The organism is Pseudovibrio sp. W74, assembly GCF_001623085.1.
Taxonomy (GTDB): Bacteria; Pseudomonadota; Alphaproteobacteria; order Rhizobiales; family Stappiaceae; genus Pseudovibrio.
The window spans coordinates 31205-43383 of sequence record NZ_LMCJ01000003.1 but is presented as its reverse complement, the minus strand read 5'-3'; the positions used below and the strand labels follow the sequence as shown (position 1 = coordinate 43383).

Here is a 12179-nt window from a genome sequence, read left to right as displayed (position 1 = left end):
TTTAGAGCAAGTTGCGTTCATTTGCATTCACGCATTTCGCTCTAACTTCTTTGCCTGAGCGAATTCTTGTCGTTTGATTCTATCCAATCAAACGGAACGCGCTTTAGTTTTTGGAGGATGCAGGAAAGCGGTCAGCTGGACATGCTGACCGCTCTCTTAGCGTTTGCAATTAGAATGCAAGTGGTGTCAGCGCTGCTGCAGATTTGGAAACTGCTGCGCGGTCAGCTGCTGGCATCGGGATCAGACCTTTGTCAGCCAGGTAACCTTCGTCACCCCATGTGTCTTCATTGGTGAACTCACCAAGGTATTCAGCGATACCTGGGATTACGCCAACGTGCTCTTTCTTGATGTAGAAGTACAAGGAGCGGGACACTGGGTAGTCGCCTGCAGCAATTGCATCAAATGTTGGTGCAACGCCTGCAATGTTAGCGCCCTGGATCTTGTCAGCGTTCTGATCAAGGAAGGAGAAACCGAAGATGCCGAGTGCATTCGGGTTCGCATCAAGCTTCTGAACGATCAGGTTGTCGTTCTCACCAGCTTCGATGTACGCACCGTCTTCACGGATTTCGTGACACGCTTTTTTCTTCAGACCGAGGTCAGCAGCACCTGGTACCATTTTACAGCCGCCCTGCATTGCCAGCTCGGCAAATGCATCACGGGTACCGGATGTTGGTGGAGGGCCAAGCACTTCGATCTTCGAGTTAGGAAGGGAAGGATCGATGTCTGCCCAGGTCTGGTATGGGTTTGCAACCAGTTTGCCGTCCACTGGAACTTCTTTCGCAAGCGCGAGGAAGATCTGAGCTAGTGTCAGGTCCAGCTGAGTGCCAGCCTTGGAGTTTGCAAGAACGATGCCGTCGAAACCGACAGTAACTTCTACTGGGGTTACGCCAGCTTCGTTACACTTCACCAGCTCTTTGCCCTTCATGCGGCGGGAAGCATTGGTGATGTCAGGAATGTTTTCGCCAACGCCTTCACAGAAGAGCTTGATGCCGCCACCTGAACCAGTGGATTCAACAACTGGTGTTTTGAAGTTTGTCTTCTGACCAAACTGCTCAGCTACAGCTGTTGCAAATGGGAAAACAGTGGAAGAACCAACGATCTGAATCTGATCACGAGCCTGTGCGGAACCAGCAGCAATGGTACCTGCGAGAGCGAGCGCTGCAACGCTTGCGAATGCCTTGATTTTCACCTGAAGTCTCCTGGGAGTCTTGGTTTAAGAGCGCGTTGCGTTCATAATATTCACACAACGTGCTCTCATCTTTGCTTGAGCGAATTCTTTTCGTTTGATTGAAACCAATCAAACGGAACGCGCTCTAAACTGTTTAACTACGTTCACCTCACAGCGCCCCGGCTGCGAGCTGGCTGTAACCTAGCGTTTGGCTGTGATGGTTATATGAACGTTGCGTATCAGTTTTATGACATTGCAAGCATTTGAATTTATTAGATTATTTTAATCGATATCATTTTCATCATAAATAACAGCACCGGGTATGAACACGCGGAAGCAGGCGCCTTCATCTGGTTTGCTCTCAATTTCCAGGCGAGCCCTGTGCCTTGTCAGAATGTGTTTTACGATGGCCAGACCGAGGCCTGTTCCTTTCATCTGACGGCTCGTGACCACGTCAACCCGATAGAAACGCTCGGTTAACCGCGGCAGGTGCTCAGGATCAATGCCCGGACCGAAGTCGCGGACCTCTGCAATCCAGTGCGGTGTCTCAGTGGAATCAGGGTCGAGGCGGCATGTGACATCGACTCGGCCCCCGCTTGAGCCGTATTTCAGCGCGTTTTCGATGAGATTGCTGAAGACCTGAACGAGTTCGTCCTTCTCACCGCGAATCTCGGCAGGTTCCTCAGGCACATTCACATTCACCTCAACACCCGATTCTTTCGCGACCGGAAGCAAAGTTTCTACAGAATGACGCATGATCAGGCTGAGATCCACGAGGGTTTCCGGCTGAACGTGCACCTTCATCTCAATGCGGGACAGGGACAGCAGGTCGTCAATAAGACGGCGCATGCGCTCTGCCTGATCCAGCATAATGCCGAGAAACTGGTCTTGTGCCTTCGGGTCGCCCTTGGCAGGGCCCTGCAAGGTTTCAATGAAGCCTGTCAGTGATGCCAGCGGGGTGCGCAGCTCGTGGGAGGCGTTGGCGACAAAGTCAGCCCGCATCCGTTCAAGACGACGGGCTTCGGTCAGGTCGCGAATGACAACGAGAATGAGACCCGGGCGTCCGCGAGGGACGGCGAGGTTTCCGCTGGAGACGGACCAGAGCGGCGCGATATGCGCTTCCAGCCAGAGTTCCATCGGGACTTTCTCGGTCCAGTCGATGACTTCTGTAGAGCCGCCATTGGAGACACGGTCCAGCGCCTCCAGCAGCGATGGCGCGCGGATACGGAAGGACAGAGGGTCGCCAACCGCAATGGTGCCGAAGCGGCGCTGTGCCGCGAGGTTCACATATTGGGTGGTGCCACGATAATCGACGACGAAGCATGGGTCTGGCAGGGCGTTGACGGCAGACTTCATGCCGCGGTCGACGATCTCGCTGGCTTCTTTGCGGCTGACACCGCTTGGTGCTTTGACCTTGGTGCGGCTTTTCATGCCGCCACCGATGACCAGAACAAAAATGAGGGCGTATGCGAAGAACGAGGCCCAGACGGGTACGTCGAAGGCTATGGAGAAGAGAGCAAAAATGCCGGCAGATGCCAGAAGGATCCAGCGCACATCAACGGGTTTGCGATAAACCGCACGCCGGTTGAGACCTAATCTCAACGGCTCCTGATTGGCCTGCTTTTCTTCCTTGTCGGTATCCAGGGACATACGTGCCACTCTCTAAACGCCGCTGTGCGTTTACGTTGTTTTTCTTTCAAGACTGGCCGAGAATTTAACAGGGCCAGCATGACATTCTCGCGACGGCGGCACCTCATTTCTTCAGTTTTCCCAACTGGAGATTGTCAAAGACGTAGCGAAACCAAGGATCTTAGAGGGCCTGCGCCCAAGGGCAAACAATGTTTATCCGCTGAGATCGTATCGACGAGTTGCTGCGGTTATATATTTAGCAGGTTTAACAAATCAAGCAGAAGAGAAGCTGAGGAATAATAATTAATCGGCAAACCTTCATTTGCGGCAGTGCAGACGTCATGCAACTATCATGTTTAGCGTTTAGTGCTCAATTGAAGTGCAGTGTCCTCCCCCTCTTACCTTTGGTAATTGTATTTAAATGGCCTGCGTCTTTAAATAGGTCATGCGAGCGGTGTTCGGCTTCTATGATTGGACCGCTTATGTGGGGTGTAACGAAGGGCGAACGATGGAAGAGTTTCTCGAAAAGCTGGAAGCTGCGATTGCACAGGAGGATTGGGCGGTAGCGGAAAAGTACATTCTTCTCATGCTGGAGGAGGATGAGACCAACCCGAGCCTTTGGTACAACCTTGGCCTTGTGCGCCGCCGTGCGGGCAACAATGTGCAGGCCCTTGAGAATTTCGAGAAGACACTGGACCTCAACCCGCAACACAAAGGTGCGATGTTTGAACGGGCTGCGGCTTGTCTGGACATGGAGGATTTTGCCTCAGCGCTCAATGACTTTGCCGAGTTCACCGCCGCCTACCCTGATGATAGCGATGGTTTGCTGAACCTTGCCCGCATTGCACTGCACATGGAGGTTCCGGACCTGGCCCTGCAAGCCTTCCAAAAGCGGGCTGAGCTGGAGAATGATGCTGAGAACATTCTTGGTGCAGCAGAAGCCATGCAAATGCAGGGCAATGATGAAGGCATCAACATGTTGCGGCGATTGTTTGCCAACAATCCGCCTGTGCGTCCTGAATTGCTGAAAATTATGAGCCAAGGATCATTCGGGCGCGTGCCGCTCAACTCGAAAGCTATGCTTCCATAAGACGGTCTATGACTGGCCTCTTAAGCCTCAACGGAGCGCTTGGCACGGACAGATTTGCGGTAGTGGCCCGGTTCTGCCTGTAGTTTGCCTTGTGTGTCCAGATGGGTTTCGAACTCGGCTTCATCCATCGGAGCGCAATCCAGCTCCAACGCCTCTCGCTTGAATGGGAAAGCTTGCGCGATCGGGGTGCCTGCTTTTAACGTGCCTTCGAATTTTGGGTCTTTCCAAAGCGCTGGAAAATGAACGAAGCCGCCTTTGAAGCGGTCACAATCCACCACACCTGCCAGTGTTCTGAACGGCAACTCTTCACGATTAAGCGGATGGGTGAAGAGCAGTGAGATGCCTTCAGGAGCCTCGATGCTCCAGAAGTTGTTGAGCTTGATGATGAAATCACCCGGATTCGTGCCCAGCGGAGCACCGGTTGCCTGTTCTGGCACATGCAGGCCGATGGGTGATCGGGTTTGTTGTGCCTTAGGTGAGACTGGCTTTGGCCAGTGCCATGAGAACTCGCCGCCTTTCATCGTCACATCACAGGGCAGCTTGAAGAGGATGCCTGTTGAAAAGCCGTCGATGATTGGTGGGCAGTGTTTGAGCGTGCGCACCTGTTCGTTGCCCAGCAACTCACTTTCAGCCGTTGAAGGGATGTCTTTCAACCAGTCAGGCAGTGATGCCTTTGCTTCTACCGGCTCAGGAATATGTCCGTGAAGTTCTGGCAGGCAACGAAACTTGAGCTTCATGAAGGCTCCTAAATGCGTCTCTTAATCTGAAATCCGGCGTCATCTTTCGGTAAAACGCCTTAGAGTTTCACGATGGCAGTTTTCAGCTTGTTCAGGCAGTAGGCCCATCCGGCGCTGGAGTTCATGGCACGCAGGTACTCCCGCCAGCCGTCTCCGTAGCGCTCGAAATGACTATGCACCAGTTTGAGCTGCGTTCCACCCTCAACATCTGAAAACTGAATTGTGACGATGCCAGCTTTTTGCGGGTCTTCAATCAGCAGGCGCTTGGGCGAGATCTGCCAGGCAAGGACAATCTTGCAGCCCTCCTCCAGCTCCTGAATGGTGCCCCAATGCAGGCGTCTACCATCTTCCACATCTTCAAAGCACGAACCGCCCACCAGTGGCTCGATGCCGAGTACACCCTCAGGCGCGAACCTGTACTCTGCGGGCCACCAGGCGTCGATTTTCTCCAGAAAGCACGCATAGGCGCTTTGAGTTGATGCAGGCAGAAGCACCTCTGCCTTGCATAGTGAAAATTGCTCCAAGACGCCCGTTTCGCCTGATGTCATCGCATCCCCCAATTACACTCAACCGCGTCCCTTCCTACGGCGAGCCATCACGTAGACTGTAGCAGCAATTATCGTAATTGCTACAAAGAGAACACCGATGACATTGATGACAGGGGATATGCCAAACCGCATGCGCGCCCCAATCTCCGTAACCAGTGTCCAGCTTGGGCCAATGGCAAAGAAGGTGGTGTTGTAGTTCTCAATAGACTGCAGGAACGAGATTGCAGCAGCTGTGAGAATGGTCGGCATGAGGAATGGCAGTGTGATCTTACGGAACACAAAGAACGAGGAGGCTCCCAGATCCAACGCCGCTTCTTCCTGCACAATATCCTGCCGTTGCAGGCGTGCCATGAACATGAGCATGCAATAGGAGGCGATGAAGCTGGACTGCGCAATAGTTGCGGTCAGCAGGCCACCTTCCACCCCGAAGGCATCCCGCCAGAAGATGAGCGTGGTTGCCCCCAGCACGATGCCCGGAGTGAGCATGGGCGACACCAACACGGTGTAGAGGAACGTGGTGGCTTGGGATTGCAGGCGTGTGAGCAACAAAGCCCCAGCCAATCCAAGTGGGATTGAGATGACGATGACGCCCAGCGCGATAATCAGCGAATGCCATAACCCGTCTATGAAACGCTGATCCTCCGGCAGGGCACGAAACCAGTCCAGCGTGAAGCCTTGCCAGTCGATGACAGAGGGGGTGGGCGATGCATTGAAGGCTGCAATCACCATGAAGATCATGGGCAGGAACATGTAGGCGAAGAAGATCACCAGATAGCCATTGAGGATGGTGGCGGCCCAATCAATAGGAGATTTCACCTGTTCTTTCATGGCGCCGCTTTCAAGTGTTGTTGTTGTCATTTCGCGATGTCCCGAATGCCGACGCGGAAGACCCACATGTTGAACAGAATGAAGACGATACAGGCCACCAGCAATGCCAGCGAATAGGCGGCGCCCTGGTTCCAGCTGTCTGCCTCAAAGAAACGGCGATAAATCACCTGAGAGAACCAGTCGGGGTGCAGACCACGGCCCACAGCACTTGGAACGGCGATGGAACCCGCAGAGAGCATGAAGGTCATGATCGCGCCAACGGCAATGCCGGGTTTGGCGTGCGGAAGAACCACCCGCCAATGAATACGCCATGTGGACGCGCCCAGATCCTTTGCCGCTTCGATCTGGTTTTTGTCGAGCGTATCAACCGTGTTGTAGATTGGGAAAACCATGAAGAGCACGTAGGCGTAGACCATTACGGTGAACACGGCGCCATTGGAGGCGACAAAGCGGAAGCCTTCGCCAGCTTCCATGTTGATGATGCCCAGCAGGTCCAGCAAGCCGTTGAGCACGCCTTGCTTTTCCAGGATCATGATCCACGAGAAGATGCGCAGCAGCTCGTTGATTGCGTAGGGGATCAGCAGGCCAAGCATCAGGATTGCGAGCTTGTTGCGGTTCGTGGTCATCGCAACGGCGTAGGCCACTGGATAGCACAGTGCAAACGCCAGAATGGTGACGCAGAGCGCATAGATGATGGTGGCAAGGAAGATTTGGAAATGCACAGAACTCATCATGGTGAAGTTCTTGAGCGAATAAGAGGTATCCAAGCCAACAGCGTCTGTGGTGGATTTCTCGGTTATTTCCAGCGCAGCAATCTGGGTTTCTAGTTCACCCTTTTGCGCTAGTAACGGTGCTTCTTCGGCCTCAATTTCGGCAAGGCTGCGGCTTACCGCGCTTGTGTTGCCTGCTGATGGTGCGCCAAACGGGTTCAGGCCTGATGTATCGTTTGCTTCCGGCACTGACGGCGTTCCGAATGGATTGAGGCCGGTGGTATCATCAGAGGGTGACGGTGTGCCAAACGGATTGAGCGCGGAGGCACTGTCTTGCTGGGGAGCCGTGGACGTGCCAGCGATCAGGTCTTCTTTTTCGGCCTGAAGCTCCACTAATCTGGTGTTGATCTGGAACACGTCTTCATAGGCGCGGTCAATTTCCAGTGCCAGTGTTGCTGCCGCTCCGCCCCTGTCTTCATAGGTGAAGGCGCGGTCGATCATGGACATTTGCGGCAGAATAATCAGCACCACAATCCAGATCGCAGCCAGACCTATAAAAAGTGTGGTCAGGCCTTTGCCGTAACTCTTGATCAGACTATTCACTGGCCAGCTCTCCCGGACGCATCACAACGGCATCTTGCGCAGCAAACCAGAGTTTCTGGTCTGCGCCCAGAGGCTGGTGGGTCTGCTCAACATTGGTCACATGGATTGCAACAGGCTGGTCCCCTGCTCGCATATGGAGGTTCACAAAAGGACCTTCCATGTCGCGGCGCTCCAGAATTGCAGAGAGGCCGTTCTGCTGGCCCTGCTTTTCTTCCAAGGTCATTCGCTCAGGACGCACGAAGAGGATGGCCTCCTCTCCTTCATTCAAACCGTGCGCGTTCTGGCCAAAGAGCTTGCCTTGCGATGTTTCCAGAATTGCGAAGTCACCTTCTTTGCCAATAACTTTGCCTTTGAAGATGTTCTGCTCTCCCACAAAGCTTGCCACAAATGGCGTTTTGGGGTGCGCGTAAATCTCGTCAGAGGTGGCAACCTGTTCCACCACGCCTTTGTTCATGACCGCAACCCGGTCTGACATGGTCAGTGCTTCACCCTGATCGTGTGTGATGTAAATGAAGGTCACGCCCGTTTTACGCTGCAGGTCTTTCAACTCTGCGCGCATGTGCTGGCGAAGTTTGAGATCAAGTGCGGAGAGCGGCTCATCGAGCAGGAGCACAGAGGGCTCAACTGCAAGGGCGCGGGCAATGGCAACGCGCTGGCGCTGTCCGCCTGATAATGCTGTTGGCAGTTTGTCGCCCTGACCATCCAGCGCGACCAGAGACAAAAGCTCCTGCGCCTTTTCTAGCCGGGTCTTCTTTGCGATGCCGCGTGCTTCCAGACCGAAGGCAATGTTGTCTCGTACGCTCATGAGCGGAAACAGCGCAAGGTTCTGAAAGATCAGAGCGGTTGGTCTGGCGTTTGCACGGATGCCGGACATGTCTTTTTTGCCGATCACAACACGGCCCTGTGAGGGAGTAAGAAAGCCGGAGATCATGCGCAAAATGGTTGTTTTGCCACAACCAGACGGGCCGAGGATGGAGAAAAACTCACCAGCGTTGATCTTAAGGTCAGTGGGCTGGACGGCGACGAAATCGCCAAATTTCATGGAGAGGTTTTCAAGAATTACATCATTGCCGTGCATGAAGTGCCTATTGCTTCGCTTCAATCTCTTAAAGATTGGAAATTCAGAGGTTTTCTGCGTGCCTGACATTTTGACCAGTGCACAGTCCGTGCTCGCAAGATGCACAGTCTTGCTGCTGCATTTCTTAGGAGCGGATGTGCAAAGCGCGGCTGATGCCGCGCTTTGCTTTCAACGCCCTTAAGCGTTGGTGATCTTGTCAACGTATTCCTGACGCAACGGAGCGAACCACGGCGTATCTGCCGGGTACCACCACAGGTTCGCCAGCGTGTCGTTGTTGTAGATTTCCAGGAACTGCTTCTTGTAGGTTTCACCTGCATGGTTTGCAGCACCAACAACAGCGGAGTTGTAGCCGGTGTTTGAGCTGAACATGCCTGCCATTTGCGGGTCAAGCATGGCGTTGATAAAGGCGTAGGCTTGTTCTGTGTTGGCCGCACCGCTTGGAATGCCCATGGAATCCATCCAGGTCATGCCGCCTTCTTTTGGCATGCGGTACTTCCATTTTGCATCTTCACGGCTGAGCAACAGACCGGTTGTATCCCATGTCTGACCGATAGACGCGCCAGCCTGTTTGAAGGCGTTTGTTGCTTCGGTCGCGTTGTTCCAGAACGCAGCAATATTTTCTTTGCGCTCAATGATGAACTTGGCCACTTCATCCCAAACGCGGCGGGCGTCTTCCTCGGTCTTGTAAACATCGAGCATACGGTCAGACTTCACTTTGCCGATTGCATCGAGGTAAAGGCCAGTGCCGATCAGAGCGGACTTCTGACGGAAGGCAGCCTTGCCTTTTGCTTCTGGTGCCCAGAGGGAGCCGAAGGAAACTTCGTCGTTTGACAACGGGAACACGGAGCTGTCGAAGGTGATTGCCTCTGTGCCCCAGTCGAATGGCAGCAGCATACGCTTGCCACGGTAGGTGCCGCCCAGCTTCACGCTGTCGCGCAGCATGGAAGGCACAACAGCATCAACCTTGAGCTTGCTCTCATCGAGAGGCGCCAGCAGGTCATCCGGGTAGTAGTTGGCACCGTTGGTGATGGACGGGAAGATCACGTCAAAGCCCTTGCCACCAGCTGCTTTCAGCTTCTGCTCAGCTTCATCGTTGGAACCAAAGGTGGACAGGTTGATCTTGATGCCTGTGTCACCTTCAAACTTCTTGATCATGTTGTCCTGAACGTAATCGCCCCATGCGAACACATTCACCTGACCAGAAGATGCCAGCGCATCAGAGGCCTTCAAAATTGCAGGAGCGGCAATCGCAGCAGCGGAGGCTGCGGCAGTGCCTTTTATAACCGAACGACGAGAGATAGACATTTACGGACCCTCAAGAGACAAAGAATTCTTAATAGCAACCGAGGCGCGATACTTAGATTCGGCGCCCCTCCGGTTCCATCACCTAGGCAGCTAACTGCAACCTATGACAGACCCATGACAATTTACGTATATTAACTTATGGAGCGTAGCTCATTATTAGCGGGCTAGGCAATATTGTATTTATATTTCTATAGGTTGACCTGAAAACTCTAGGTAATTTCAATCTGTTATTTATTTGGCAAACTAAAAAGGGAGCACCTTTTCAGGTACTCCCTTTCAATTGTCGAAGGCTACAGGCTCTATCAGACGCTTGCGTGCGCTCTTTGCCGGCGACGCCGCATAACGACGCCATAGTGCGGAGCAAACAACATGGCAAGCACCTGCTGCAGACCAGCGACAACCGCAATCATACCGGCTGCGGACACGGAGAATTCATAGCCAAGCAGGCCCGGACCGAACGCTGCCAGCAGGTAACCAAACAGGCCAGCGGACAGAGATGCGATGCCGGAGATGAAGAGCTGGACTTTCAGATTATCTGTCAGCATGCGAGCCGTTGCTGCCGGGCAGATAAACATCGCAATCACAAGGATCGACCCTACAGCTGTAAATGCAGCAACAGCCGCGATTGCCACCATGACAATGAGTGAAAGGCCAAGCCATTTAGGCGAGAAACCAAGGCTTGCAGAGAGCAACGGGTCAAAGCTGGAGATCTTCAACTCTTTGAAGAACAGCACGATAAACATAATCACCAGCATGTTAACAACAAACAGCTGCTTGATGCTATCCGGCAAGGTCATGAGCACCTGCCAGTTCCACAGGTCTGAGAGGGAATAGGCATCCAGCCAGATTGCACTTTCCAGATTGCCGTAGAGCGCGTGTTCCACATCCAGATGAACGCCAGCGGTCCCGGTTTGCTCCAGAATCACAACGCCTGCTGCGAACATGGTGGTGAACACCACGCCCATGGCTGCCCCCGGCTCTACATTGCCGATACGCCGGATAAGTTCAATCAAGAGGACTGCGAAGATTGCTGCTCCCCCTGCTCCGAGCATCATGGCCCAGGAGCTGGTTTCATGGGTGAACAGGAAGCCGATCACGATACCAGGCAGAACCACATGGGAGATTGCATCGCCCATGAGCGCCTGCTTGCGCAGAACAAGGAAGTTGCCGAGAAGACCGCAGGCGAGTGCTGCCAGAGACCCGAGCAGGATACTTGGGAGGTCAAATTGCAGGAAAATATCCATCAGACTGCTCCTCCTCTGCTTGTTTCACCACCGTGCACAACATGCGGGCTTAGTTCCTGTTCCAACACCCTGACTGTATCAGCGGGCAGAACTTCTCCGATTGGCTTTAGCGACCAGTCTGCCAGTGCATGGGACTCTTCTGGATGCATTTCGCGGTAGAGGTTCCAGAGCTTCTGATCCCGCTCAATGAGACGCGCCTCAGACTGGCCTTTGACCGTCGGTTGGCCGTCGCCTCCCATGAAACCGCCACGGCGGAGGATGGAGCGGGTGAGAGGTTCCAGCACTGGTTCATCGTGTGCGATGGCAAGCAAACCCTGACGCAAGTGCACGATGCGCTGGAAACGATAGTGCTTGAGCGCTGCTGCCAGAATGCCTCTGACAGGCGAGATCAGCAGGGAAACTACAAAGAAACTGAAGAGCACCAGCACGATCAAACCGCCTGTTGGCATGTTTGGTGCACTGGCTGAGAGAGCAGCTCCGATGTAGCTTCCCGAGGCGCCAATACCTGCTGCAATGGCAACCAACACCGGCACGCGGTCTGTCCAGAAACGGGCAGCCACAGGTGGGATGATTGCCAAAGCAATAATGAGTACGAGGCCGACTGTTTTAAGGCCGATCACCACAATGCCCAGCAAAAGCAGAAGCAGTGTGCGGTCCAGCCAACGCACGTTGTAGCCACAGGCTGCTGCAAAGCTTTCATCAAAGCACAGCAGTGAGAATTCTTTCATGCGCAGCACAACGGCAAGGCCAACGAGAGCTGCTGCCACTGAGATGGTCAGCGCTTCAGACTTGAGCATGCCGGAGGTTGCACCAAGCAGGAAGCCTTCCAGACCCGCCTGCCCTGCAATGGACATGGACTGGATGATCGTCAGCAGTACCATACCCACGGCGAAGAAGGTGGAGAGTACGGTGCCGATGGCGGCATCTTCTGTGAGGCGGGTGTGGGTTTTGATCCAATCTACGGCCAGAACGCCGATACCAGCAGACAAGGCCGCACCAAAGAGGAGCACTGGTAGGGAGCGACCTGAATCGAAGTAAACCTGTGCGATGATGAAGGCGAGCGCGACGCCAGGAAGTGTTGCGTGACTGACGGCGTCCGAGATCAGTGTCCGCTTTCTGAGCAAAACAAAGACACCGATGGCACCACTGGCCGCCCCCAGAAGGGCTGCGCCGATGCAAACCAGCGCTGTGTTGTAGCCTGCGGACAAAGTAAGGGCGGCAAAGAACTGTTCCATGACG

At 53.9% G+C, this 12179-nt stretch carries 11 protein-coding genes; 1 reads left to right on the top strand and 10 read right to left on the bottom strand.

Translation table 11 applies throughout. The features are described from left to right. Positions 1–169 precede the first annotated feature (169 nt). Together PsW74_RS02570 and PsW74_RS02565 are read right to left on the bottom strand one after the other, a co-directional pair. On the bottom strand, positions 170–1189 hold the full coding sequence (locus PsW74_RS02570; protein WP_063287297.1) for a PstS family phosphate ABC transporter substrate-binding protein: 1020 nt from the start codon (positions 1187–1189) through the stop codon (positions 170–172). 261 nt (positions 1190–1450) lie between these two features. Continuing rightward, positions 1451–2818 (bottom strand): ATP-binding protein, encoded by a 1368-nt coding sequence (locus tag PsW74_RS02565; RefSeq protein ID WP_057464913.1) that lies wholly within the window; start codon positions 2816–2818, stop codon positions 1451–1453. A gap of 487 nt (positions 2819–3305) precedes the next feature. Here PsW74_RS02565 and PsW74_RS02560 point away from each other — a divergent pair, with 487 nt between their 5' ends. After that, on the top strand, positions 3306–3887 hold the full coding sequence (locus tag PsW74_RS02560) for a tetratricopeptide repeat protein (protein WP_063287296.1): 582 nt from the start codon (positions 3306–3308) through the stop codon (positions 3885–3887). Between the two features lie 20 nt (positions 3888–3907). On the opposite strand, the gene PsW74_RS02555 is transcribed toward PsW74_RS02560, so the two are convergent. The 8 genes from PsW74_RS02555 to PsW74_RS02515 form a co-directional block, all read right to left on the bottom strand. Next, a complete protein-coding gene (locus PsW74_RS02555; RefSeq protein WP_063287295.1) occupies positions 3908–4624 on the bottom strand; it encodes a hypothetical protein in 717 nt (238 codons plus the stop codon). 59 nt (positions 4625–4683) lie between these two features. Continuing rightward, entirely contained in the window at positions 4684–5172 is a 489-nt protein-coding gene (locus PsW74_RS02550) for an SRPBCC family protein (protein WP_063287294.1), read from the bottom strand. Positions 5173–5190: 18 nt separating this feature from the next. Then, a complete protein-coding gene (locus PsW74_RS02545; protein ID WP_063287293.1) occupies positions 5191–6030 on the bottom strand; it encodes an ABC transporter permease in 840 nt (279 codons plus the stop codon). Then, complete coding sequence (locus PsW74_RS29595; RefSeq protein ID WP_063287292.1) at positions 6027–7313, bottom strand: ABC transporter permease subunit; 1287 nt, start codon at positions 7311–7313, stop codon at positions 6027–6029. The genes PsW74_RS02545 and PsW74_RS29595 overlap by 4 nt, the downstream gene beginning before the upstream one ends. Then, positions 7306–8391, bottom strand: a complete 1086-nt coding sequence (locus PsW74_RS02535; RefSeq protein ID WP_063287291.1) for an ABC transporter ATP-binding protein — start codon at positions 8389–8391, stop codon at positions 7306–7308. The genes PsW74_RS29595 and PsW74_RS02535 overlap by 8 nt, the downstream gene beginning before the upstream one ends. Positions 8392–8568: 177 nt before the next feature. After that, positions 8569–9696, bottom strand: a complete 1128-nt coding sequence (locus PsW74_RS02525) for an extracellular solute-binding protein (RefSeq protein WP_063287289.1) — start codon at positions 9694–9696, stop codon at positions 8569–8571. A gap of 302 nt (positions 9697–9998) precedes the next feature. After that, complete coding sequence (locus PsW74_RS02520; RefSeq protein ID WP_063287288.1) at positions 9999–10940, bottom strand: metal ABC transporter permease; 942 nt, start codon at positions 10938–10940, stop codon at positions 9999–10001. Beyond that, on the bottom strand, positions 10940–12175 hold the full coding sequence (locus tag PsW74_RS02515) for a metal ABC transporter permease (RefSeq protein ID WP_063287287.1): 1236 nt from the start codon (positions 12173–12175) through the stop codon (positions 10940–10942). The genes PsW74_RS02520 and PsW74_RS02515 overlap by 1 nt, the downstream gene beginning before the upstream one ends. Between the last annotated feature and the right edge of the window lie 4 nt (positions 12176–12179).